Source organism: Nonomuraea sp. NPDC005501 (assembly GCF_040605905.1).
GTDB lineage: Bacteria > Actinomycetota > Actinomycetes > Streptosporangiales > Streptosporangiaceae > Nonomuraea.
In genome coordinates, this window is record NZ_JBEXDT010000018.1 from 47309 (window position 1) to 71203 (window position 23895).

General features: G+C 73.3%; 24 protein-coding genes. 12 read left to right on the top strand and 12 right to left on the bottom strand.

What is annotated here, in order from left to right; genetic code table 11:
• Positions 1 to 162: 162 nt before the first annotated feature.
• From ABZS51_RS12560 to ABZS51_RS12570, 3 genes are all read right to left on the bottom strand, one after another.
• A complete protein-coding gene (locus ABZS51_RS12560; protein ID WP_355439238.1) occupies positions 163 to 1359 on the bottom strand; it encodes a tetratricopeptide repeat protein in 1197 nt (398 codons plus the stop codon).
• Positions 1356 to 2744 (bottom strand): ATP-binding protein, encoded by a 1389-nt coding sequence (locus ABZS51_RS12565; RefSeq protein ID WP_355439241.1) that lies wholly within the window; start codon positions 2742 to 2744, stop codon positions 1356 to 1358. Before ABZS51_RS12565 ends, ABZS51_RS12560 begins: the two co-directional genes overlap by 4 nt.
• Before the next feature lie 108 nt (positions 2745 to 2852).
• Complete coding sequence (locus tag ABZS51_RS12570) at positions 2853 to 3743, bottom strand: serine hydrolase (protein WP_355439244.1); 891 nt, start codon at positions 3741 to 3743, stop codon at positions 2853 to 2855.
• Between the two features lie 116 nt (positions 3744 to 3859).
• On the opposite strand from ABZS51_RS12570, the gene ABZS51_RS12575 reads away from it, so the two are divergent.
• Positions 3860 to 4051, top strand: a complete 192-nt coding sequence (locus tag ABZS51_RS12575) for a DUF1508 domain-containing protein (protein WP_355439247.1) — start codon at positions 3860 to 3862, stop codon at positions 4049 to 4051.
• A 74-nt stretch (positions 4052 to 4125) separates the two neighbouring features.
• On the opposite strand, the gene ABZS51_RS12580 is transcribed toward ABZS51_RS12575, so the two are convergent.
• Positions 4126 to 4644 (bottom strand): VTT domain-containing protein, encoded by a 519-nt coding sequence (locus ABZS51_RS12580; RefSeq protein WP_310717060.1) that lies wholly within the window; start codon positions 4642 to 4644, stop codon positions 4126 to 4128.
• A 230-nt stretch (positions 4645 to 4874) separates the two neighbouring features.
• On the opposite strand from ABZS51_RS12580, the gene ABZS51_RS12585 reads away from it, so the two are divergent.
• The gene (locus ABZS51_RS12585) at positions 4875 to 5120 is read left to right on the top strand and encodes a hypothetical protein (RefSeq protein ID WP_355439251.1); all 246 of its coding nucleotides are present in this window, start codon (positions 4875 to 4877) and stop codon (positions 5118 to 5120) included.
• Positions 5121 to 5128: 8 nt separating this feature from the next.
• Here ABZS51_RS12585 and ABZS51_RS12590 read toward each other — a convergent pair whose 3' ends face one another.
• From ABZS51_RS12590 to ABZS51_RS12600, 3 genes are read right to left on the bottom strand one after another with little or no spacing between them, the layout of a single operon-like run.
• Entirely contained in the window at positions 5129 to 8563 is a 3435-nt protein-coding gene (locus ABZS51_RS12590) for a BTAD domain-containing putative transcriptional regulator (RefSeq protein WP_355439254.1), read from the bottom strand.
• Between the two features lie 51 nt (positions 8564 to 8614).
• Positions 8615 to 9676, bottom strand: a complete 1062-nt coding sequence (locus ABZS51_RS12595) for a lysylphosphatidylglycerol synthase domain-containing protein (RefSeq protein ID WP_355439257.1) — start codon at positions 9674 to 9676, stop codon at positions 8615 to 8617.
• Positions 9677 to 9725: 49 nt separating this feature from the next.
• On the bottom strand, positions 9726 to 10544 hold the full coding sequence (locus tag ABZS51_RS12600) for a PIG-L family deacetylase (RefSeq protein ID WP_355439260.1): 819 nt from the start codon (positions 10542 to 10544) through the stop codon (positions 9726 to 9728).
• A 38-nt stretch (positions 10545 to 10582) separates the two neighbouring features.
• Here ABZS51_RS12600 and ABZS51_RS12605 point away from each other — a divergent pair, with 38 nt between their 5' ends.
• Positions 10583 to 11719 carry a glycosyltransferase family 4 protein gene (locus ABZS51_RS12605; protein WP_355439264.1) on the top strand — a complete coding sequence of 379 codons (1137 nt, stop codon included), beginning with the start codon at positions 10583 to 10585 and terminating at the stop codon, positions 11717 to 11719.
• Here ABZS51_RS12605 and ABZS51_RS12610 read toward each other — a convergent pair.
• Both ABZS51_RS12610 and ABZS51_RS12615 read right to left on the bottom strand, forming a co-directional pair.
• On the bottom strand, positions 11695 to 13173 hold the full coding sequence (locus tag ABZS51_RS12610; protein ID WP_355439267.1) for a DUF2079 domain-containing protein: 1479 nt from the start codon (positions 13171 to 13173) through the stop codon (positions 11695 to 11697). The two genes, ABZS51_RS12605 and ABZS51_RS12610, sit on opposite strands and share 25 nt — an antisense overlap.
• Positions 13174 to 13300: 127 nt before the next feature.
• Positions 13301 to 13675, bottom strand: coding sequence for a hypothetical protein (locus tag ABZS51_RS12615; RefSeq protein WP_355439270.1), 375 nt, complete (start codon positions 13673 to 13675; stop codon positions 13301 to 13303).
• A 274-nt stretch (positions 13676 to 13949) separates the two neighbouring features.
• Between ABZS51_RS12615 and ABZS51_RS12620 the strand changes: the two genes are divergently transcribed.
• On the top strand, positions 13950 to 14876 hold the full coding sequence (locus ABZS51_RS12620) for an anti-sigma factor RsbA family regulatory protein (RefSeq protein ID WP_355439272.1): 927 nt from the start codon (positions 13950 to 13952) through the stop codon (positions 14874 to 14876).
• 192 nt (positions 14877 to 15068) lie between these two features.
• Entirely contained in the window at positions 15069 to 15734 is a 666-nt protein-coding gene (locus ABZS51_RS12625) for a DUF998 domain-containing protein (protein ID WP_355439275.1), read from the top strand.
• On the opposite strand, the gene ABZS51_RS12630 is transcribed toward ABZS51_RS12625, so the two are convergent.
• A complete protein-coding gene (locus tag ABZS51_RS12630) occupies positions 15695 to 16060 on the bottom strand; it encodes a hypothetical protein (protein WP_310717040.1) in 366 nt (121 codons plus the stop codon). The two genes, ABZS51_RS12625 and ABZS51_RS12630, sit on opposite strands and share 40 nt — an antisense overlap.
• Positions 16061 to 16151: 91 nt before the next feature.
• Here ABZS51_RS12630 and ABZS51_RS12635 point away from each other — a divergent pair, with 91 nt between their 5' ends.
• The 7 genes from ABZS51_RS12635 to ABZS51_RS12665 all read left to right on the top strand — a co-directional run bounded on the left by ABZS51_RS12635 (position 16152) and on the right by ABZS51_RS12665 (position 22516).
• Complete coding sequence (locus tag ABZS51_RS12635; RefSeq protein WP_310717037.1) at positions 16152 to 16610, top strand: universal stress protein; 459 nt, start codon at positions 16152 to 16154, stop codon at positions 16608 to 16610.
• 96 nt (positions 16611 to 16706) lie between these two features.
• Entirely contained in the window at positions 16707 to 17939 is a 1233-nt protein-coding gene (locus tag ABZS51_RS12640) for an APC family permease (protein WP_355439279.1), read from the top strand.
• A gap of 186 nt (positions 17940 to 18125) precedes the next feature.
• Entirely contained in the window at positions 18126 to 19598 is a 1473-nt protein-coding gene (gene metG, locus ABZS51_RS12645; protein ID WP_355439282.1) for a methionine--tRNA ligase, read from the top strand.
• Positions 19599 to 19675: 77 nt separating this feature from the next.
• Positions 19676 to 20650, top strand: coding sequence for a phosphotriesterase-related protein (locus ABZS51_RS12650; RefSeq protein WP_355439285.1), 975 nt, complete (start codon positions 19676 to 19678; stop codon positions 20648 to 20650).
• Positions 20651 to 20691: 41 nt separating this feature from the next.
• Positions 20692 to 21078 (top strand): STAS domain-containing protein, encoded by a 387-nt coding sequence (locus ABZS51_RS12655; protein WP_310717030.1) that lies wholly within the window; start codon positions 20692 to 20694, stop codon positions 21076 to 21078.
• A 10-nt stretch (positions 21079 to 21088) separates the two neighbouring features.
• Complete coding sequence (locus ABZS51_RS12660) at positions 21089 to 22009, top strand: sigma-70 family RNA polymerase sigma factor (protein ID WP_355439288.1); 921 nt, start codon at positions 21089 to 21091, stop codon at positions 22007 to 22009.
• Between the two features lie 93 nt (positions 22010 to 22102).
• The gene (locus ABZS51_RS12665; protein ID WP_310717026.1) at positions 22103 to 22516 is read left to right on the top strand and encodes a hypothetical protein; all 414 of its coding nucleotides are present in this window, start codon (positions 22103 to 22105) and stop codon (positions 22514 to 22516) included.
• A 104-nt stretch (positions 22517 to 22620) separates the two neighbouring features.
• Here the strand turns inward: ABZS51_RS12665 and ABZS51_RS12670 are convergent, their stop codons facing one another.
• Both ABZS51_RS12670 and ABZS51_RS12675 read right to left on the bottom strand, forming a co-directional pair.
• Positions 22621 to 22764 carry a hypothetical protein gene (locus tag ABZS51_RS12670; RefSeq protein ID WP_310717024.1) on the bottom strand — a complete coding sequence of 48 codons (144 nt, stop codon included), beginning with the start codon at positions 22762 to 22764 and terminating at the stop codon, positions 22621 to 22623.
• 85 nt (positions 22765 to 22849) lie between these two features.
• On the bottom strand, positions 22850 to 23878 hold the full coding sequence (locus ABZS51_RS12675) for a hypothetical protein (RefSeq protein ID WP_355439291.1): 1029 nt from the start codon (positions 23876 to 23878) through the stop codon (positions 22850 to 22852).
• Between the last annotated feature and the right edge of the window lie 17 nt (positions 23879 to 23895).

A 23895-nucleotide genomic window follows, 5' to 3' on the forward strand; every position in this document is an offset into this window, starting at 1 on the left:
CGGAATTCCCCGTACAGGGAAAGTAAAGGTGAAAAAGCGTCAACGGGCGGCGCATCCTGTCATTGCCGGTATTGCGTGACGCGCAATGCCCGATTGACGGCATTCGTGGTGCGCCTTTGCGGCCCTAAAAACGGAATAAAGGGCGAAGGGTGGAATTTCCCGTCACGTGCCGAGAAAGCGTCGCACTCCGGCCGCGATCCAGATCGTCGCCAGAGCCGCGTACGCCGTCAGCAGCGCCATCGGGGCCGACGACAGCGGCACGGACGCGGCGACGGCCACGGCGAGCAGCGCCGACCAGCCGTACAGGAGCTTGCGGGCGCGCCGTGAGCCGGTGTGCCCGGCCTCCTGGACCGGGGTGACCAGCGCCATGACCGCGCCGCCCGCCGTCGCCACCGCCTCCAGGCCCGTCGCCGCCCCGAGCGTCAGCACCACCGCGCCGGCGACCGGCAGGCCGCAGCACAGCGCCGCCTGCCGCGCGTCGCCGCTCGCGAACAGCAGCCTCGTCGTCTTGCCTCGCGCCAGGCGCACCGTGGTGAACGCCTCGGCCACCCACGCCCCCCAGTGCAGCAGCGCGATGAGGACGAACGCGGCGATGAGCCCCGGCATCGCCGGGAGCAGCAGCACCAGCCACCCCCGGCCGAAGAACCTCTCCCGCAGCCGCGACAGTACCCGGTACACGGGGTTGCGCTGCTTGAGCGCGGCCAGCAGCAGCCCGCGGGCGGTGTCGAAGCCCGGATTCAGGCGGAGCACCTCCCGGAAGGCCGACGCCGCTTCCCCCGGGTCGCCGGCGGCCAACGCCGCCTGCCCGTAGGCCAGGTGGGCGAGCGGGCTCTCGGGGCTCAGCGCCACGGCCCGCGAGGCGGTCTCCCGCGCCCGGGCGGCGTCGCCCAGCGAGCTGAGGGCGAGCGCCAGCAGACTCGCGAGATCGGACTCCTCGGGTGCGACGGCCAGCCCGCGCCCGGCCGCCTCGGCCGCATCCCGCCACTGGCCGGCCTGCAGGTGCGCCCGCGCCAGCACCTCCCAGGTCAGCGCCTCCTCGGGGGAGAGGGCCAGGGACGCCCGCGCCGCCGCGACCGCCTCGGGCAGCCGGTTCGCGCCCCGGTGAACCTGGGCGGCGATGTAGTGCGTGAACCAGTGCTCCGGCGCCAGCCGCACGGCCTCGTGCGCCTCCGCGACCGCCTCGGCCCCCCTGTTCTGCGCGTCGAGCGCGACGGCGAGGTAGGCGTGCGCGGTCGCGTGCTCCGGGGCCTCGGCCAGGACGCCGCGCAGCTCCCGCTCGGCGTCGGCGGGGCGGGACAGCTCCAGCAGGGCCCGGGCCCGCTGGATCGCGCCCGCGACGGGCGCGGACGGCATGGTCATCGGACCTGCTTGATCCATGGCATCAGCTCGTCCCAGGCGCCCGAGTCGTTGGCGTGCATCACGTAGTTGCGGGCGGTTCCCAGCCATTCGCGCACGGCCGCCGGCCTGACCGCCTGCGCGGCGGCCAGCAGGTCGGCGGTGGACAGCGGGATGGGCCGGCCCGCGCTGATCGACTGGTGCAGCTTGGCCTCCACCGCCCGGTCCACCACGCCCTTGAGGTCGGCGCCGGCGAACAGGTCCGTGACCCGCGCCACCGCCTCGAAGTCCATCTCCGCCAGCGGCTTGTCGCGGCACAGGATCCGCAGGATCGCGGCACGGGCCGCCAGGTCCGGCGGCGGCACGAACACGAGCTGGTCGAAGCGGCCCGGGCGGCGGAAGGCCACGTCGATGTACCAGGGGGCGTTCGTCGCGGCCAGCACGAGGACGCCCTCGTTGGCGTGCTGGTCCACGCCGTCGAGCTCGGCCAGGAACTGGTTGACGAGCTGGCGGGTGTGAGCCTGCCGCATGTCGGAGCGGCGCGCCGCCAGCGCGTCGACCTCGTCGAAGAACAGCACGCACGGCCGGTGACGGCGGGCCAGGTCGAACATGCCGCGCAGGTTGCGCTCGCTGGAGCCGATGTACATGTCGAGGACGTCGGACAGGCCGACGTTCACGAACGCCGCGCCGAGCTCGCCGGCGGCGGCCCGCGCCAGGTGGGTCTTGCCGGCGCCCGGCGGGCCGTACAGCAGCACGCCGCCGCCGGCCCGCTTGCCGAACGCCTTGAACAGCTCGGGCTGCTGGATCGGCAGCAGCAGCTTGACGCGCAGTGCCTCCTTGACGGCCTCCATGCCGGCCACGTCCGCGAAGGAGATCGCGGACCGCTCGACCTGCGCGGCGTCCGGCCCGCCCACGGGCTGCTGCAGGGGCTGCACGGGCTGGTGCGCGGGCCCGGCCGGAGGGCCGCCCCACGACGTCCCCACGGGGGTCCCCGCCGGGGCTGCCGGCTGGGGCGTCAGCCGGGCCGCGAGGTCGGCGTCGGCCAGCGAGGCGTCGCGGGAGACGGCCTCGTGGTAGCGGCGGGCCGCGCCGTGCGCGTCGCCCTCGCCGAGCAGCGCCCTGGCCGCGATCACGCCCAGCCGGGGCGCGTGTCCGGGTGTCGAGAGGAACGGCTCCAGCACGGACAGCGCCGGCCCGTACGCGCTCTGCCGGACGAACGCCTCGGCCAGCCCGGCCGCGATCGCCGGGTCCCCGGGCGCCAGCACCAGGGCCGCCCGGTACTCGGCCTCCGCCTCCGCGAGGTACCCCTTACCCAGGAGCTGGTCGGCGAGGTGCCGTCGCAGAGGAAGGTTGTCCGGCGAGAAACGCGCCGCTTCGCGGAGCGCCTGGAGTCCGGCGTCGTCGAGCACGCGCGCGGTCCCTTCTGTCGATCGGTCTGCGTCCGGGATGCCTTGAGCACGTCAGGCTACCGAACCCACCGATCAACGGACCACGTGGGACGAATCAGCGGGGGCCGGTCAGCCGCCGGCGATCTGCTCGCCCGCGTAGTCGAGCAGTTGCTCCGCCGTGGTGAAGCGGCGGGCGTCCTGGTCGCCGAGCAGCACGCCGACCACCTCGCGGCCGCTGCGCTCCCCGGCGAACAGCAGGCAGAACCCCGCGGCGTCCGTGTAGCCGGTCTTGACACCGAGCACCCCGTCGGCCTGCTGGAGCAGCTTGTTGGTGTTGCGCCAGGTGTGCGCCCGGTGCACGGCGGACTTGGCCACCCGGTGCACCGCGCTGCCCACGACCGTCCTGAACGTGGCGTCGCCGAGCGCCGTCTCCGCGAGCTTCACCTGGTCCACGGCCGTGGAGTAGCCGCCCTTCGACGGGGTGGGCAGGCCGTCGGGGTTGGTGTAGCGGGTGTTCTGGAGGCCGAGCCGCTTGGCCTGGGCGTTCATCTTGGCCACGAACGCGGTCGTCCCCGGACCGTACCTGCGCGCCAGCGCGTTGGCCGCGTCCGCCCCCGACGGCAGCATCAGCCCGTACAACAGGTCGCGGACCGTCAGCCGCTCGCCCTTCTTCAGCGCGGCCGTGGTGGCGCCGTTGCTCGTGGCGTGGCGCACGTCGGTCGCGGTGATCTCGATCGTGTCGGTCAGTTGCGCCTCGCGCAGCACCACGTACGCGGTCATGACCTTGACCAGGCTGGCCACCGGGACCCGGCTGGTCTGGCGCTTACCGAAGTGCACCGTTCCGGCCGAGTCCACCACGTACGCCGTCTTGGCCCCCACCTTCGGCACGGACACGGCCACGGTACTGGCCATGGCGGCGGGCTGCACCGCGGACGCCGGCAGGGCGCCCGCGGGCGCGGGAGAGGTGGCCCCCAGGGCGAGAACGAGAGCGGCAGAGCCGATGAAACCCCCAATACGCATGGCGATATGGTCCCAGGTGATCAATGCTCCGTTTGCCGAACCAGGTCTCAAAGACGCGACAACAAGGACCAGTGACGGGTAAACCGCCGTTACGGACGATGGCGAACGGGGGCGTCATGGCGGGCAGGTATGTCATCAGCAGGGACGAGACAGGCGGATTCCGCTTCGCGCTGATCGCGGGGAACGGGCAGACGGTCGCGGTCGGGGAGGGGTTCGCGACGAAGGCCGCCTGCGTGAACGGGATCGAGTCGGTCCGCCGGATCGCCCCGGACGCCACGGTCGAGGACCACACCCACGCCCCCGCCTGACGCAGGGCCCGGCCTGGCGCAGGGCCCCGGCGACGTGCGGCTCAGGGCACGTGCGGCTCAGGACACGTGCGGGCTCAGGACACGAGGGCCTTGGCGGCGCGCTTCCTGCGACGCCGGAGCGTGAAGGCGACGACGCCCGCCACCGCCAGCACGGCCACCACCACGGCCGTCACCGGCGACGCGGCGGCCAGTCGCAGCCAGCCCCACACCAGCGCCGTCAGTCCGAACCACCACATCGGCGCCCATGTCAGGCACCCCAGCGCGCTCGCCACCAGGTACCACGGATACGACACGCGCAGCGCCCCGGCCACCCACGGCAGCGTGTGCCGCAGCATCGGCACCCAGAAGCAGCCGAACACGGCCAGCGCGCCCCACCGCTCGACGATCCGCTCGACCTTCGCGATGCGCTCGCGGCCCAACCGCACGCCGATCCGCGAGTCGTACAGCCGCTCGCCGAGCCTGCGCCCGACCCAGTAGTAGACCTGGAACGCCCCGAAGAGGGCCGCGATCAGGATGGCTCCCACCAGCCAGTACGGCAGGCCGAGCCAGAACGGCTCGGTGGGGGAGGGGACGGCGAGCGCCGGACGCGACATAGCGTTACATCACCATCCCAGATCGTACAAAGGTCAGGCTAACCTTAGTTCACGCTCCGCCGTGCCCGCCACAGGCGGTCCCGGCCGCCACCCTCTCCGACCCTGCCACATCGGCCTGCCCGCCGCGCGCCCACGAGGCGACTCCGGCCGTGCGGAAGGTGCAAGCCATCGGCAACCACTCCTCAATCGCTCGCGCGTACACCTGTAGTGTGCGAACAGGAGTCACGATCATGTGGAAGACAAGTGCCGCGGTCCTGCTCAGCGGGGCGGCGCACACGGCCAAGCTGTTCGTGGCGACCCTCGCCTTCACCGCCGCGTACGTGGGATTCGCGGCCCACGACACCCCGAGCACCACCGCCCGGGGCGAGCAGACCGTGACCCTTTCGGCCCGCGCGACACCTGTCACCGGGCCGATCACCGGCCGGGGCAACGAGCGGGCGAGTGGCGGGATCACGCCGGCGTCGCCGGCCCGCTGACGAGCCGGTCAGACGCCCGAGCCGTCGACCGACCGGCGGGCCGCCTCGACCCAGCGCCGCACGCCGACCCGCTCCGCGACCTCCAGCGCCTTGACGTAGTGGTCGCGCGCCGCCTCCGGCTGCCCCAGTCGCAGCGCCAGGTCGCCGAGCGTCAGCGCGACCGGCCACAGCGCCACCACCCCGGTGCCCGCCCCGGCGATCCGGTCGGCGAACGGCACGAGCTTGTCGTAGCAGTCGACCATCCGCTCCCGGTCGTCGAGCAGCATCCCGGCCAGCGCCCGCCACGTCATCGCCAGCTCGTACAGGAAGTCCGGCCGGACCGGCGGCCGGACGGCGGCCACCGCCTTGGCGTCGGCCTGGTGCCCGGCGGAGGCGAGCGCCAGCGCGTACGCGTCGAGCGTCCACTTGGCGCCCCGCTGGTGTGCCTCGGACAGCAGCTCGACGGTCTCGGCCGCGCGGCCGTCGACCAGGTGCAGGCAGAACGTGGTGATCAGCGGCAGGTCCTGGCGGCCCTCCAGCATGCCGGCGCGCGCCGTCATGCGGGCCGCCTCGCGGTAGGTCCGCTCGGCCCCCGCGTAGTCGCCGGCGATCATCATCCGCTGCCCGGAGTACCAGGCGCACACCGCGGCGGGCGCCGACAGGTCGTACTGCCGCGCCAGCCGGTCGGCGGCGGCGGCGTGCTCGTCGGCCACGGCGAACTCGCCGCGCGCCGCCGCGCACTCCAGCAGCACCAGGTGGGCGAGCGCCTGCGTGGCCATCTGGCCGGAGCGCTGGGCCACCTCCAGCAGCTCCCTGCCGATGCTCTCGCGGGTGTCGACCGCCGGGATGTCGTACGACTGGCGCAGCCGCCCGCTCAGCGCGGCGGCCAGCAGCACCGGGTCCCCGCTCTGGCGGGCCAGCTCCAGCGCCTCCAGCGACGCCTGCCGCCCGCGCTCGGGCGAGGAGGACCCCTCCAGCTCCAGCGCGAGGGTCGTGAGGAGGCTGGCGCGCAGGGTCTGCTCACCTTCGGGCAGCTCCATGAGCGCCTTCTCGGTGACGTCCACGATCTCCCACGCGGTGCGCGTGAAGTCGCGCGCCATGCCCTTGTGGGGGACGGCCAGCGAGGCCGCCACCCGGGCGGTGATCTCCAGATCGCCCAGCGGCAGCGCGGCGTCCATGGCCTCGCGGCGCAGCAGCCGGGCGGCCGTCATGTCGCCGCACAGCGCCAGCGCCTTGATCCGGTGGAGCATGAGCAGCAGCCGGTCGCGCGTGTCACCGCCGGTGCGGTTGAAGGCGGCGATGGCCTGCTCCCACAGCGTCGCCGCCTCCCGGTGGGCGAAGCGGCGCTCGGCCTGCTCGGCGGCCAGCCCGGCGTAGTGCACGGCCTTCTCCGAGGCGTCGGCCAGGAAGTAGTGATGGGCGAGCGCGGCCACGTCGGACGGCGTCCGCCGCTCGATGACGGCCGCGACCGCCGCGTGCAGCCGGGTGCGGCGCAGCCGCGACGCGTCGGAGTAGATCGTGTCGCGTACGAGGTCGTGGTCGAACCGCAGCAGCCCCGGGCCCGGCTCGGTGACCAGCCCGGCGAGCAACGCCGCCTCGACGGCCTCCACGACGGCGTCGGTGCTGTCACCGCGCCCGCCGCGCTCGTCGCCGGCTCCTCCGTCGCCCTCTCCTCGCGAGCTCCTGCGCTCGATGTCGCCGGCCACGTCGACCAGCACATCGACGTCCACGTCCCGGCCGATCACCGCGGCCTGCAGCAGGATCTGCTGCGCCCCGGCGGGCAGACGCGAGATGCGCCGCCGCAGCACGTCGCGCACGCCGGACGGCACGCGCGACAGCACCTCGGTCGCGCTGGCCCGGTCGGCGGCGGCCTCGGAGTCGAGCAGCCGGACGGTCTCGCGGACGAAGAAGGGGTTGCCGGCGGTGCGCTCCACGATCGACTCGACCGCGTCCTCGTCGATCTCGCGTACGCACGTCGCCCTCACCAGCTCGGCCACGGCCTTCGGGTCGAGCCCCGAGAGCTGCACGCGCAGCGGGCCCAGCCGGGCCAGCGAGGCCAGCACGTCGGACTGCCCGTCGTCGAGCTCGCTCTCACGGCACGTCACGACCAGCATCACCCGGCTGGTGGCCAGGAGGCTGGGCAGCGCGCGCAGCAGGGCGAGCGTCTGGTCGTCGGCCCAGTGCAGGTCCTCCAGCGTCAGCAGCATCGGCGCGCGCCGCGCCACCCCGGCGAGGTAACCGCCGACCGCCCGGTGCAGGCGGAAGCCGCCGGACACCTCGTCGTCGTCGGGATCGGGCGCGGCGTCGTCGAGCAGCGGGGCGAGAAGCTGGGAGTACTCACCCGCGCCGGTGCGGCCGACCAGCGAGCGCAGGATCTCCACCCACGCCCAGCCGGGCGGCGTCGCGCTGGAGTCGGGGCAGGCGCCCGAGGCCGTCATCCAGCCGTCGCCGGCGAGCCGGCTCTCCAGCTGGCGCAGCAGCGTCGTCTTGCCCGCCCCCGCGACGCCGGTGACGATCGCCACCTGGAACCGGCCCGTACGGCCGGCGGCGGTGGTCAGCCGGGCCAGCTCGGCGTCGCGGCCGACGAACGGCTCGGGCTCCAGCGGCGGAGGCTCGACCGCGGCGGCGGGCCGGGGCGGCCAGGTGTCGCCGACCGGCACGGGCCGCGGCGGCCGGGCCACCGTGGCGAGCTCCAGCTCGGGGGACTGGGCGAGGATGTCGGACTCCAGCTTGCGCAGCGCCGGCCCCGGGTCGATGCCCAGCTCGTCGGCCAGGATGCCGCGGGCCCGGCGCAGAGCCGCGAGCGCGTCGCCCTGCCGGCCGCAGCGGTAGAGGCCGAGGGCGAGCAGCCGCCAGCCCTCCTCGCGCAGCGGGTGCTCGGTGGTGAGCGCCTCCAGGTCGGGCACGGTCTCGGCGTGCAGGCCGAGGCGCAGGCCGGTGTCGGCGTGGCGCTCGCGGGCCACCAGGCGCAGCTCGGTCAGCCGGTGGACCTCGGCCTCGGCCCACGGCTGGTCGGCGAAGTCGGAGTAGGGGGTGCCGCGCCACAGTCCGAGGGCCTTCTGCAGCCGGCCGCGCGCCGACTGCGGGTCGGCCTCCTCCAGGTGCTCGCCGGCGGCGCGGACGAGCTGCTCGAACGTGAGCGCGTCCACCTGGTCGGGCGCCACCCGCAGCGCGTAGCCGGAGGCGACGGTGACCAGCAGCCGGTTGGGTCCGCCACGGGGACGGCCCGGCTCCAGCACGCGGCGCAGCCGCGAGATGTAGACCTGGAGCCCTGACTGGGCTCCCTTGGCCGTGTCGTCATCCCAGAGGTCGTACAGCAACGTGTCGACGGGGACGACCTGACCTCTGGCCACGAGAAGCCGGGCGAGGACGGCCCGCTGCCGCAACCCGCCGAGGTCGAGTTCGTCGTCTTCGTACGCCTCGACTGGCCCCAGAACCCGGAACGCCACCATGTCAGCCGCCACGCTATGCATGCTTCCGAATCACGCACAAGGTCTTTGTTTCGTTTCGGATGGTCACGGGGAGGCCTTCGAGATCGTGGACGGGGGCTCCGTGGCGGTGCCTCGGCCGTCACGCCTGCGCAGCAGCGCCCACGCGCCCAGGGCGAGACCGCCGAACGGGATCTCGACAGTGTAAGTCCAGAAGCCGAACAGCAGTGCGGTCGCGGTGGCCGGAGCCGCATCCACCCCGAAGGCACTGGTGAGCAGGAGCACCACGCCGCCCTCCATGATGCCCGCCCCGCTGGGGGTGATCAGGGCGCTGGTGAGCACGCGCGACAGGGCGAAGACGGCGATCGACTGGGCCAGGCCGGGGTAGGCGCCGGTGGCCAGCATGCACACGGCCATGATCGCCCACTGGAACCCGAGGAAGAACACCATGCCCACCGACAGGCCGAGCCAGCGGGTGCGGACGATGTCCGCGGTGTCGGCGCGCAGCCGATGCAGCGCCTCGGAGGCGTGGAAGCGCAGCCGCAGCAGGCGGACCAGCGCGTCCAGGCCGCGCCCGAGCAGGTCGGCGGCGCGGTCCCAGTAGAGGGCCGCCGCCACGACCGCGCACAGCACCAGGATCGACACCGCGCCCACCCAGCCGGCCCGCGCCACGGTGTGGTTGGGCACCTCGCCCGCCATGAGCAGCGCGATGATGCCGACCGCCGGCAGGATGAACCTGAACAAGGTGTTCCAGATGCCGCTGACCAGCGTCATCACCACGATCGGGCGGTTGGCGAACCCCCAGCCGCGGGTCATCGCGAAGGTCAGCGCCACCCCGGCCGCGCCGCCGAACGGCAGCAGGTTGCTCACCGCGCTCCCGGCCGCGTTCAGCGTGAGCGCCCGCGTGTGGCCGAGGCCGGGCAGCGAGTTGGTCAGCACGAACGTGTAGGCGAGCAGGCTCAGCAGCCACAGCGCGGTCATCAGCGCGATCATGCCGGGGCCGAGCGTGGCGAACAGCGCGCCGATCTCGTGCCAGGACACCGGCTTGCCGGTCAGCGCGCGGACGATCTGCGGGAGGTACACGACGAGCACCACGGCCAGCGCCAGCGAGAGCGTGGACAGGGCGATCTGGAGCCACTTGTTCTTCATCGCACCCCAGTCTGCCGGTAGGGGACGCGACCCGGATCATCCGCAGGTGTCAACTCGGCCACGGGTCCAGAGGATGACGCAGGCGGGTGCCGGCCGGGACGTCGCGGCGGACGTACCACTCCGTGCCGAACACGAGGCGGTAGAGCGGGCCGGGGACCTTCAGCAGCACGGCCAGGGTGCGGTCGCCGTCGCCGCCGCTCGCCTGGGAGGCGTGCGCGGCCATGGCCGCCCGCTTCTGTCTCGTGTACTTCCGGACGTTGACCCGGTGGGTGATGGCCTCGCCGGGCGAGTACGCGCTCTCGAACGTGCGCACGTCGAACTCCGGCGGGAACCGGTAGACCTTGCCCGCCAGGCGCAGCAGCCTGACCAGCGGGTCGCGGTTGACCGTCGCCTCCAGCACGATCCGCGTGCCCGCGATCTCCGCGGCCCGCCGCCCCACCCGGTGGACCTGCACGTGGTCGGGATGGCCGTAGCCGCCCGCCGGGTCGTAGATCGACAGCAGCTCGGCCTCCTCCTCCCGGAGGATGGCGGCGAGCTTGCCGGCGGCCTCCTCGGAGTCGGCGTCGATGAAGGCGTTGTCGGGCCGCTCGTCGGCCACGCCGCCCTTGGGGCTGAGGCCCGAGTCGCCGTAGCCCAGGCACTCCACGCGGGCGCACCCGAGCAGCGCGGCGGACTCGTACAGCTCCTCCATCCGGGTGCGGCCCAGCTCGTCGCCGGGCTCCATCTCGGCCAGGCCGCGCTCGCCGGCGGTCGCCACCACGAGCACCACGCGGTGACCCTCGGCCGCGAGCATCGCCATCGTGCCCGCCGTCAGCAGGGCCTCGTCGTCGGGATGGGCGTGGAAGAACACAGCGGTACGTGGAGGCACAGGCCCAGATTAGTCTGGGAGGGGTGCGGATCTTTCACGTGAGTGACTGTTACCTGCCGCGGCTCGGGGGGATCGAGGTTCAGGTCGCCGATCTGGTGCGGATGCAGCGGCGGGCCGGCCACGAGGTCGAGGTGGCCACCGCCACCCGGGGCGAGGCGCTGCCCGGCGTCCACCGGATCGTCGCCCCGATGCCCTTCGACCTGCCCGTGCACCCGGCGGGGGTGGGGCATCTCACGCGGCGGATGACGGCGTCGCGGCCCGACGTGGTGCACGTCCACACGGGGGCGGTCTCGCCGTTCGCCTGGATGGGCGTGCGCGCGGCCGTGCGCGCCGGGCTGCCGTGCGTGGTGACCGTGCACAGCATGTGGGACCCGCTCACGCGGGCCGCGTACCGGCTGCTGCGTCTGGCGTACGGCTGGCAGCGCTGGGGCCTGGTGGCCACGACGGTGAGCAACGCCGCGGCGGCGCCGATCCGCGCGGTCGCGGGCGGCCGCGTGCCCGTGCACGTCGTCTCCAACGGCCTCGACCTGTCGGCGTGGCGGTCCGGCACGGCCGTCATCGAGCCCGAGGCGGACCTCGGCGAGGCGGGCGCGGGCCTCGGGAAGCACGGTGAGGTGCACATCGTCGCGGTGGGCCGGCTGGCGCCGCGCAAGCAGCCGGTGCGGCTGCTGCGGCTGCTCGGCCGCGTGCGCGCCCTGGTCCCGGCGGCCGTCCCGCTGCGCGCCACCGTGATCGGCGACGGGCCGGCGCGCGGCTCCATGGAGCGCTACCTCACCCGGCACGGCATGACCGGCTGGGTGTCGCTGCCCGGCCGCCACACGCGCGAGCAGATCGCCAAGGTGCTGGAGTCGGCCGACGTGTTCGTGGCGCCGGCGCCGCGCGAGTCGTTCGGCATCGCCGCGCTGGAGGCCCGCGCCGCCGGTCTGCCGGTGGTGGCGCGGGCGCAGAGCGGGGTGGCCGACTTCGTCCGGAACGGCACGGAGGGACTGCTCGGCCGCGACCTCGGCGAGATGGCGGCGGCGGTGGCCCGCCTGTGCGCCGACGCGGGCATGCGCGACCGGATCACCGCGCACAACCGCGCCACCCCGCCGACAGCGGGCACCTGGCCCGCCGTTCTGGAGGGGTTCGACCGCGCGTACGCGGAAGCCGCTCAGGGACGGTTGAGCACCACGTAGCCGTCGCGCTCGAACACCCTCCGGTAGCCCTCGGCCTCCAGCCGCTCCACCTGCGCCGCCTGCTCCTCGGCCGAGCCGAACGGGAACTCCCAGCGGGCCGTGTCCGCCACCACCCACGGGGCGCCGTGCGGCTGCCCCGTCCACAGCAGGACGGTGGTGCGGGCGCTGAGCGCGGGCCCGACCGAGTTGGCGGCCTCCACGACGACGCCGGCCGGCACCTTCGCCACCGCCTCCCGGGCCGCGGCCACCTTGACCTGGTCGCCCCGGTAGAAGTCGGGATGGTAGAGCTGGTCCAGCGCGAAGCGGGGGACGAGCGTCACGGCGACCACGCAGGCGCCGAACGCCCAGGCCAGCCGCAGCGACCGGTCGTCGGGCCGCCGGAGCCGGCGCAGCAGCCTGGCCAGCCCGTCCACGCCCGCGCAGAGCAGGATGACCACGGTGAACGCGTTGTACTGGAAGTCCGCCTGCCACCACAGGGCCCGGTCCGCCAGCATGCGTTCGAGCACGTGCGGCAGCGCGACCAGCGACAGGGGCGACAGCAGGCACAGCAGGAGCGTCGGCCAGGCCATCAGGAAGAGGGTGTCCACCTTCGCCTCGTCGCCGAACGGCAGCAGGATCGCGGCGACGGGGTCCCGCAGCAGCGTCAGCAGGGCGCCCGGCACGTCCGGGCCGAGGTGGCCGTACGCCCAGAAGTCGTCGGCGCTGCCGCCCAGCATGGGGATGAGCGCCCCGCGCGCGAGGAGCACGCCGCCGACGCCGATCGCCGCGCAGCACACCCCGCGGAAGCGGTCGCCGGTGACGAACAGGTAGAGGGCGAACCCGATCACCATCAGGCCCATGTCCTCCTTGGCCAGGAGGAGCCCGCCCATCGCCGCGAACGCCGGCAGCGACCGGCCCGCGTGGTGGCGCTCGATCATGATCGAGGTGAGCAGCGGGACGAACATCACCTCGTGCACGTCGAACGCGATCGCCTGCGCCACTGGCCAGGACAGCGCGTACGCGACGGCGACGAGGTAGGCGGGGCCGGTGCCGAGCACCCGGCGGGTGAACAGCCAGACGAACGGGATCGCCGCGGCGAACAGCAGCGCCTGCGCGACGACGAGCGACTCCGGCCCGTCATGGACCCAGTAGAACGGCGCGAGCAGCGCGTACGCGGGGGAGAAGTGGTCGGCGAGCTGCAGGTAGTCGAGCCCCCGGCCGTGGATGGCGCCGACCGCCGGCGCGTACGGGGGCCGGAAGTGCGCGTAGTTGCGCACCGTTTGATCGAAGATGACCAGGTCGAAGACGGAGGCGCGGAAGGTGGCCAGCTTGACCAGGCCGACGGCCGCGTAGGCCGTGGCGGACAGCAGGGCGATCAGGCCCACGCCGAGCCGGTGATCGCTCAGCCACAGCTTCCAGGGGGAAGGGGTGGCGGGGGCCGCCTCGGTCTCGCCCGCCGGCGCGTCGCCCGTCACGGGCAGCAAGCGTAGACGGATTTATCGGGACATGCGGCGGTCGCCGCGGCTCCGTACCCGTGCGGAAACGGACCGGCCGTCGCGATCGCACTGCCCCCCGCAGGCGTCGCGACGGCCGGAGGCCGGATCAGCCGCAGGCGCTCTGGATCTTCGTCTGTGCCGACGAGATCTTCGACATGCTGGCCTGCATGCCGGACGGGTCGTCCAGCTTGATGCTCCCGAAGACGGCGGCGAAGTCGTTGAGCGCGCCGGCGAGGTCGCCGTCGTACTTGCCGGCGAGCGTCTTGAGCTTGTCGGAGGTCTCCTGGGCGGCCTTCTCCAGGGCCTTGGGGTCGGTGGCCGCGCCCGCCGCAGCGCTCTGGAACTCAGTGGTGATCTTGGTCACCTCCTGGCCGACCTGGTTGCAGTCGACCGCGTTGCCGATCGCGCCACAGGCGGTGGTGAGGCCGGCGAGGGAGAGCGTCGCGACCATGAGAGCGATGCGACGGCGAGGGGTGTTCATTTCAGGCCCTTCTTTGCTTTTGCGGATGAAGCGAAAGTATGGGCCCTGCCTTGATCACCGCTTGCACACCACTGTCACCGCCTGCATCCCGAGGCCTGTCACCGACATGGTCCCGGCCTCAGAACGGCAGCCTCCGGCCGGACGGAGTGCGCAGGTCGAGGGGGGCCGGCTGCTGCGCCGGACGGGGGCGTTGCACGATCTGGGCTCTCTTCACAACCGAGGGATACCCATCGGAGTGCCTTGAACTCCTCATGAGCGGGTACCGTGACAGGTGATGCTGGCAGATCCATTCGTGCACCCGGCCCTCTACTACCGAGGCGACCGGGAGTACGTCGCTGCCACGACGGCCTTCATCCGCGCGGGTCTGGCCGCGGACGAGCCGGTGGCCGTCGCGGTCCCCGCCGCCAATCTCAAGCTCATCGAAGGCGGGCTCGGCTCCGACGCGGCCGACGTGCTGCTCCTCGACATGGAGGAGGCGGGCCGCAACCCCGGTCGCATCATCCCCTCGGTACTGCGCTCCTTCGCCGACCGCCACACCGACAGGCACGTGCGCATCATCGGCGAGCCGATCTGGGCCGGCCGCAGCGCCACCGAGTACCCCGCCTGCGCGCAGCACGAGGCGCTGATCAACCATGCCTTCACCGGGCGGAACGTCACGATCCTGTGCCCCTACGACGCCGAGCGGCTCGACCCCCAGGTTCTGCGCGAGGCCGAGCTGACCCACCCGGTGCTCCAGGACGGCGACGGTGAGCGGGCCAGCGCCGCCTACGACCCCGACCACGTCGTGCGCGAGCACAACCGGCCCTTCGACGAGCCCGCCGACTTCGCCGCCCTCCGCTTCGACCGCGACAACTTCGCGGCGGCCCGCACCCTCGCCGCCGGCCGCGCGGCCGAGCTGGGCTTCGACGGCACCCGTCTGGACGACATCCGCCTGGTCGTCGCCGAGCTGGGCGCCAACAGCCTCGACTACGGCGGCGGCGCGGGCGACATCCGGGTCTGGGTCGAGGACGGCCGGCTGGTGTGCGAGGTCAGCGACGCCGGGCACATCACCGACCCGCTGGCCGGCCGCCGGCCGGTCGATCCGCGCGTCGCGGGCTCGCGCGGGCTGCTCATCGTCAACCTGCTGAGCGATCTCGTACGGCTCCACACGCGGGCCGGCGGCACCACGATCCGCACCTACTTCGACGTCCCGGCCCGCTGATCCCCGGGTGGGGCGTCCCGGGTGAGGCCCGCCCTACCGACCCTGAGGAGGCCCTCCCCATCGGGGTGACGTCCGCCCAGGTCACCGGCCCTCTCCCAGGGGCGCCCCGACCAAGGTATTAGGGGGACGTTCAGGGCCGGTTCGGGCCGATCTCCGATGTTCCGCAACGCCGCATTCCACGAGCTTTGAAGCATGAAGGCATTGCTTGTGAGCGGACTCTCCACCATCGGCACCGGGGCGGGCGCCATGCTGGCCCTGCACGCGCGAACCGGGCTCGACCCGATGCACACCGTGATCAGCTCGTACGCCTTCGCCCCGGGAGGCTGGCTGCTGCCCACGTCGCTGACGCTGTTCGCCGTGGGCGGTGCGCTCACCGCCGAAGGGTTGCGCCGGGCCGGCGCGAACGGCGGCGTCGTGGTGCTGGTGGTGGCGTGGGCGGTCAGCATGTTCCTCATCGGGGCGTTCCCGACGGACCGGCCGGGCGTGCCGCTGTCACTGTCGGGCGGCATCCACCGGTACGCCGCCTTCGCCGCGTTCCTCGCCATGCCGGCGGCCGGGATGCTGTGGGCCAGGACCCGCACCCGGTACGCGGTGGCGGTGCGGGTGCTGAGCGCGATCGCGCTCGGCGCGCTGCTGCTCGTCGTGATCCCCTACGTGGTGCGGATGTGCGGGATCCCGCTGGCCGACGACGAGGTCCCGGCGGGGCTGACCCAGCGCGTGGTGGTCGTCTCCGAGCTGGGTGTGCTCGCCCTGGCCGGCCTGTCGGTGCTGCGGGCACTGCCCCAGCAGGCGGCCCGGACGGCGGCCCAGCAGGCGGTTCAGCGGTCCCAGGGCGGCGTGTCGCCCATCTTGGCGTAGTACTTGGCGAGGTGCGCCTTGACCCGGGACACCTCCTCCTCGGGCAGGCGGACCCCGCCCCTGGCGCCGTCCACGACCCCGGCCGCGGCGATGACGGCCCGCGGCACCACCTTCAGCTCACCCCCGACGACGTCGGCGATCGGCAGCTTGTAGGCGCCGAACTCGTCGGCGTCGTCGCCGTCGTACCAGATGTGCGCCTGCCGGTACTTGTCGGTCGGCGCGTCCTCCGCGCCCGCCCACTTCCGCACCCGCTTCTCGGCCGCGGCGGCGTCCCACGCGCGGTCGCGGTCGGCCAGCGGCAGATCCTGGAACCTCGTCACCGTCATGACGAGGAGCTACCCGCCCGGCAGGCGTGAAACGGCCGCCCAGCGGTAGAAGCACGGTCCGACCGAGCGGATCTGATGAGGAGATGTCGAGATGAGCGTGCTGATCGCCTATGACGGGTCCGAGGACGCCAAGGCCGCGATCGCCTTCGCCGGGACGTTGCTGAAGGGGCAGCCGGCCGTGGTGCTGACCGTGTGGGAGCGGGCGGCGATGACGTCGGCGCGCGCGTCGGCGGGCCTTGTGGTCGCGGTGGGAGACACGAGCGCGGAGGACGACGCGATCGAGCAGTCCATGACGGAGCTGGCGGCCGAGGGGGCCAGGCTCGCGCGGGAGGCGGGACTGGAGGCCACGCACCGGGTGGCGACCGACGCGCTGTCCGTGTGGTCGGCGATCGTGGACGTGGCCGAGGACATCGGCGCCACGCTCATCGTGACGGGCACGCGGGGCATGGGCGGGATCCGGTCGCTGCTGCTGGGCAGCACGTCGGACCGCGTGCTGCACCACGCCACCAGGCCCGTCCTGGTGGTCCCGTCCCCGCACACGGACTCCTGACCCGCCCGCCGCCGGTCCTGTGCCGATGCGAGAATGTCGGCGGCGTGGGGCGGAGGCGGCGTAGGGCGGAGTGGCTCCCGTCGAGGGAGGGGCGACGTGGCGGAGGGGCTGGCGCGGCGGCTCGGCACCGGGGACGCGGTCGTCGTCGGGCTGAGCGCGATGATCGGCGCGGGGGTGTTCGCCGCGTTCGCGCCGGCGGCCGCCGCCGCCGGGCCGTGGCTGCTCGCCGCGCTGGCCCTGGCGGCCGTCGTCGCCTACTGCAACGCCACGTCCTCGGCCCGCCTGGCCGCCCTCCATCCCGAGTCCGGGGGCACCTACGTCTACGGCCGGCGGCGGCTCGGCCCGCTGTGGGGCTACCTGGCCGGTTGGGGGTTCACGGTCGGCAAGACGGCCTCCTGCGCCGCGATGGCGCTGACCTTCGGCGCCTACGTGGCGCCGGGCCTCGCCAGACCGCTCGCCGTCGCCGCCGTCGTGGCGGTCACCGTGCTCAACCTGTACGGCGTGCAACGATCCGCCGTGGCGGCGCGGGTGATGGTGGCGTTCGTGCTGACCGTCCTCGCGGCGGTCATCGCCACCGGCCTGCTCGCCGCCCCACCTGCCCCGGGCGGGCAGAACCCGATGACGCCCGGCCTGTGGGGGGTGCTCCAGGGGGCCGGGCTGCTGTTCTTCGCGTTCGCCGGGTACGCCCGGATCGCCACCCTGGGCGAGGAGGTACGCGACCCGGGCCGGACCATCCCCCGCGCGATCGGGATCGCCCTCGGCGTCACGCTCGCCGTCTACGTCCTGGTGGCCGTGGCCGCCCTCCACGTCCTGGGCCACGCGCGGCTGGCGGCCTCCGGCGCCCCGCTGGCGGAGGTGGTGACGGCGGCGGGCTTCGGCGGGCTGCGGCCCGTGGTGACGGCCGGCGCGGCGGTGGCGGCGCTCGGGGCGCTGCTCGCCCTCGTGCTCGGCGTCTCCCGCACGGTGCTGGCCATGGCGCGCGAGCGCGACCTGCCGCACATGCTGTCCGCGGTCGACCCGGTACGGCGGGTGCCCCGGCGCGCCGAGCTCGCCGTGGGCGTCGCGGTGGTTTTGCTGGTGCTGGTGGCGGACCTGCGCGGGGCGATCGGGTTCTCCTCGTTCGGGGTGCTGGTGTACTACGCGATCGCCAACGCCGCCGCCCTCACCCTGTCGCGGGAGGAGGGCGCCCCGCCCAGGATCGTCCCCGTGGCGGGGCTCGTCCTGTGCCTGCTGCTCGCCGCCACCCTGCCGCCGGTCTCCGTGGCGGCGGGCCTGGCGGTCTTCGCCGTGGGGGCAGGCGTCCGGGCGCTCGTCCACCGCCGCACGTGAGCCTGGAGACGCGTGACGTACGCGGGCCGGAGAAAAGGGCGAGCCGCGCGGCGGGTGGGGCGTTAGGATCGGCGGCATGACGCTGCGCACGGTGATGACCGCCCCCTAGGGGGTCCATCGTCCGCGTCCTGTCGAGGCCCCGCTGACCGGGGCCTTCGTCATGTCCGGCCCCATGGGAGGTTCCGGATGTACGTCACGACCACGATTCCCTACGTCAACGCCCGCCCGCACCTGGGGTTCGCCCTGGAGATCGTGCAGGCGGACGTGCTCGCCCGCCACCGTCGCGGGCGGGGCGAGCCCGTGCGGTTCCAGACCGGCACCGACGACAACTCGCTCAAGAACGTCCTGGCCGCCGAGGCCGAGGGGGTGCCGGTGCGGGAGCTGGTGGACCGCAACGCGGCGGCCTTCGAGGCGCTGCGCGAGCCACTGGAGCTGTCGTTCGACGCCTTCGTCAGGACCAGCCGTCATCCCGGCCACCGGGCGGGCGTCGAGCGGATCTGGAAGGCCGTCTCCCACGACCTCTACCGGCGCTCCTACGAGGGCCTCTACTGCGTGGGCTGCGAGCAGTTCTACCCGGAAGGGCCATGCCCGGAGGGGCACGAGGCGCCGTTGCAGCGGGTGGCGGAGGAGAACTGGTTCTTCCGCCTGTCCCGCTACGGCGACCGGCTGATCGACCTCGTCGAGAGCGGGTGCCTGCGGGTCGAGCCGGCCGCGCGGCGCAACGAGGTGCTGGCGTTCCTGCGGGGCGGCCTGGAGGACCTCAGCGTCTCGCGCTCCGCCGCCCGCGCCCGCGGCTGGGGCATCCCCGTGCCGGGCGATCCGGATCAGGTGGTGTACGTGTGGTGGGACGCCCTGGCCAACTACGTCACCGCCCTGGAGGACGACTACGACCGCTGGTGGGTGCGGGAGCCCCGCAAGATCCACCTGGTGGGCAAGGGCGTGATCCGGTTCCACGCGGTGTACTGGCCCGCGATGCTGCTGTCGGCGGGGCTGCCGCTGCCGAGCGACATCGTCGTCCACGACTACCTGACGGCCGGCGGGCGCAAGATCAGCAAGTCGTCCGGGGTCACCGTGGACCCGGTGGCGCTCGTGCGGGCCTACGGCGTCGACGCCGTGCGGTGGTGGCTGCTGCGGGAGGTGCCGCGCGTGGGTGACGCCGACTTCACCGAGGAACGGCTGGTCGCCCGCGCGGACGAGGACCTGGCCAACGGCGTCGGCAACCTGGTCAACCGGGTCGTCACGATGGTCCATCGCTTCCAGGACGGCCACGTGACCGATCGGGAAGATCGGCCGGGCCTGGCCGGGGAGGCGGAGCGCACGCTCGCGGAGGTCGAGGAGCGGACGGGCGCGCTCGTGGACGAGGCGCTGGAGGACTTCGACTTCCGGCGGGCCGCCGCGGCGGTTCAGGAGATCGTGGCGGCGGCGAACGCGTACGTCGAGCGGGTCAGGCCGTGGCAGCAGGAGCCGGCCGATCGGGAGGCGTCGCTGGCCGCGCTGGTGGCCGCCTGCCGGACGCTGGCCGTACGGCTGGAGCCCTTCCTGCCCTCGGCGGCGGCGCGCGTGGCGGCGGCCGTGGGCGGCGAGCGGCTGCCCGCGCCCCGCCCGCTGTTCCCCCGCCTCGCCGGTTCGGACGTTGACCGGCTCCCGGGACGCGCCTAGGTTGGCGCCTGCACGGCCTGGACGGTGTGGGCGGCGCTCGGGTGAGCGCGTACCGGCCGGCCGGCATGGAGGTGACCATGCCCGTCCCCACCGTGCGGGGCCCCGTCGAGGCCGCCGATCTCGGGCAGACGCTGATGCACGAGCACGTGTTCGTCCTCTCGCCCGAGCACCTGGAGAACTACGGCCGGGGCGTCTGGTGGGACGAGGAGTTCCGCGTGGCCGACGCGATCCGCAAGCTCAACGCGCTGGCCGCGAAGGGCGTGCGGACCATCGTCGACCCGACCGTGTGGGGGCTCGGCCGGTACATCCCGCGCATCCAGCGCGTCGCCGCCGGCGTGCCGGACCTGCACATCGTCGTCGCCACCGGCCTCTACTGCTTCGAGGAGCTGCCGCACCAGTACGAGCACCGCGGCCCCGGCCTGCTCCTGGACGGCCCGGACCCGATGGTGGAGGACTTCGTGCGCGACCTGACCGTGGGCATCGCCGACACCGGGGTGCGGGCGGCGTTCCTCAAGTGCGTGGTCGAGGAGAAGGGGCTGACGCCCGGCGTCGAGCGCATCTGCCGGGCCGTCGCCCAGGCGCACCTGCGCACAGGCGCGCCGATCACCGTGCACACGAACGCCGGGGCGCGCACCGGGACGATCGCGCTCGACCTGTTCGCCAAGGAGGGCGTGGACCTGACGAAGGTGGTCGTGGGCCACGCCGGCGACTCCAATGACCTCGACCACCTCATGAGCCTGGCCGACACGGGCGCCACGCTCGGCATGGACCGGTTCGGCCTGGACCTGTACAACTCGACCGAGCAGCGCGTGGCCACCATCGCTGAGCTGTGCCGTCGCGGGTACGCCGACCGGATGGTGCTCAGCCACGACACGGCGTGCTTCATGGACTACTTCGGCGCGGCCTGGGACGACGACCTGGCCACCATCGCCCCGAACTGGCGATACGATCACATTCACGATCAGGTCTTGGCAATGTTGCTGGAATCGGGCGTGGCGCAGCGGCATATCGACCAAATGCTGGTGTATAACCCGAGAAGCTACTTTGCGTAAAGTAGCGGGATTGGTAACACAACGCGGGTAGGTGGAGCTGGGTGACTTCGGAGCAAGCCTTGTCGATCAGCTTGGGGCTCCAGGGCCCATGCGTCATCGCGAGGCTCACAGGAGACTTCGATTTCGCCTCAGCCGCCGAAGTGCGCGATCGCGTCACCAAGGCGCTCGATCTCACGCAGCCGCCGATGCTGGTCATCGACATGCAGGGCGTCGAGGTGTGCGACTCGTCCGGCCTGTCGGTGCTCGTCTACGTGCATAAGGCCGTCACCGCGTCCGGCGGCCGGCTGCTGCTCGCCGGGCTGAACGGCAGGTGCAAGCACCTGTTCGCGATCACCGCGCTGGACAAGTTCTTCGACATCCGCAGCACGGCCGAGCTGGCCATCGCCGAACTCAGCGAACCGGGGAATTCACCGCCGTTCACGGGGTAGTCGCGATGGCATGCCGGCCCACGAGCCCGACCTTCTTGGTGTCTACCTGGAGCAGATCGGCGGTATCCCGCTGCTGACCGCCGCCGACGAGGTCGAGCTCGCCCGGCGCGTCGAGGCGGGCCTGTACGCCGGCCACCTGATCACCCGTCGCCCGCACCGGGACGGCGCGTACGAGGCGGTGAGCCACGCCGAGCTGTGCGAGATCCGGGACGAGGGGCTGCGCGCCAAGGACGTGCTCATCAGGTCCAACCTGCGCCTCGTGGTGGCCGCCGCCCGGCGTTACGCCCAGCGCGGGCTGCCCCTCCTCGACGCCATCCAGGAGGGCAACCTCGGGCTGATCCGGGCCGTGGAGAAGTTCGACTACAGGCGCGGCTACAAGTTCTCGACGTACGGGATGTGGTGGATCCGTCAGGCCATCGAGCGCGGCATCCACGACAAGGGCCGTACCGTCCGGCTGCCCACGCACGTCGGCGAGGAGCTGTCGCGCCTGACCCGGCTGGACCGGCGGCTCGCCGTCGAGCTGGGCCGCGAGCCGCGCGACGCCGAGCTGGCCGAGGTCGCCGGGCGCACGGTGGCCGAGGTCACCACGCTGCGCCGCCTGGCCCGGGACACCGTCAGCCTCGACCTGCCGGTCGGCGAGAACAGCGAGAGCAGCCTCGGCGACATGATCGTCGACGAGAACGGCCCGCAGGTGCAGGAGCTCACCGAGCAACGGGCGCTCAGCGCGGAGCTGCGCGCGCTCGTCACCGCGCTCCCGCCCCGTGAGGCGTTCGTCATCCGGCAGCGGTACGGCCTGGCGGGCAGCGAGGCCGCCACGTACGGGACGATCGCGGACCACCTGGGGCTGACCCGCGAGCGTGTCCGCCAGCTGGAGCGGCAGGCGCTGAAGCGGCTCAGGCGGAGGAGCCCCGTGACGGCGTGGGCGTCGTGAGGCGTTGACCCGGTCGAGACCGTGACGGTTAATCGAAGGGCCTGAGGTCGCTTCTGACGGGGGAAGCGAGGGCTCGTCGCCTCTGGGGGCGCCATGCGCAACCGTCTCTCGGCCACGCTCTTATCGGCCACGCTGCTGTCCGCCACGCTCCTGTCCGCCGCACCGGTCCCGGCCGCGGCCGCGGATGCGGGCGCCAGTGCGCACCTGATCCGCTACAAGATTTTCTTCGGCAGGTGCAAGGACACGTGCCGCATCAAGGTCCAGATCACCAACATCTCGCGCAAGACCCTGTACGACGTCTCGCTCACCGCCCGGCTCAAGGTCAACAAGACCAAGGTCGGCTCGTGCCACGACTATGTGGGCACCATCCGCGCCAAGCGCGAGCGCTGGGCGGGCTGCACCGTGCGCTCCGCCAAGCTGACGTCGATGTGGAACCGGTGGCTCGACGGCGAGATCCGCTGGGACACCCGCGCCGGCACGGTCGTCCACTACGAGTACTACCGCTGATAGGCGTACTACCGCTGCGGCCGACCGGCCGTATCGCCGGCCTGGTCCGAAGACCGGGCGGGAAAGCCAGGGGTCCGAGACCGGCTCGGCCCCTGGCCGTCATGTCAGGAGGTGACGAGCAGGGCCAGGCCGATCAGCACCACGATCGGCACCACCCAGACCACGGCCTCGGCAGCGAACTCCTTGTACATCGCGCGGATCTCCCTCATCACGCCCCGGGGGGCGGCGTACACGTCACTGCGCAGCATAGCCGCCCACGCCCGCCACTCCGTCCAGCACCGCCCCCGCGCCTGCCCGGTGGGAGGAGACGGGGATCGGACCACAGGGCCGGGGTCAGCCCTCGTCCTCGTCGCGCGGACGGCTCCGGGCCAGGCGCTTGCCCAGTCCCGCCAGGGACTCGTCGGCCATCAGCGCCGCCAGACGGGGCGCGTCGGCGTCCACCTGGCGCAGGACCTCCGGGTCCGCGCCGGCGAAGTGGCTCCAGGCGCGCACCACGTCCGGCATGGCGGCGATCGCGTCAGGCGACAGCATCGCCTCCCGGGGCAGCCACGACGTGAGGAGCTGCGACACCCTCCCCGGACTCCACCACAGGGGACGATCCCCGATGAACTCCACCAGCTTCGCGAACGCCTCCTCGGCTCCCGGCAGGGCGGGCAGGTCGTGGAAGCGGGAGAGCGTGTCCTCGGGAGCCGGCCGTACCGGATCGGGGACAGAACGGGCGCGGGCCAGCGCGAACGGCCGCATGCCCGGGAACGTGTCGACGACCGCCGCACCCATGACGCGGTCCGTGAGCTCCACCGCGTCCAGGATCCGCCCAGCCACGGCGCGGGGCTCGGACGGCTCGAGGCTCAGGTCGTCGAGGAACTTGCGCTCCTCCACCAGCGCGTCCACGGCCAGGCCGCCGTTGACCTGGTCGACGGCGACGACGAGCAGGTGGGGCTCCTTGCCGGAGCGGTAGTGGAAGGAGAGGGCGGCGAGCGCCTGCAGGCCGTGGCGATCCGCCTTGCCGTACCAGGCTCCGTCGCACTCGACCTGCCCCATCCGCGCCACCCAGCCGGGCAACGCGTCCCTGGCCTCGGCGCCGTGCGCGGCGTACAGGTCGGCGAGGGGCGGCTCGCCGGCGGGCGCGGCATCCGCCTGCGCGTCCACGGCGTCGGGGGTCGCGACGGCGGCGAGGGCGGCCAGCGTGAGGCGGCCCTCCGGGGTGCCCGCCTCCACCAGCTCCCGCACGAGCCCGCGCGCGTCGGCGGGGTCCAGCCCGCCCATGAGCCGTGACGCCCACAGCTCGGTGCGCAGGGGAGAACGCCACCTGAGCAGATCACGCGCCTGGGTGACCGCCGTCGTAAACGCTGGAGTGCTCACCCTCCGACCGTAGTCCA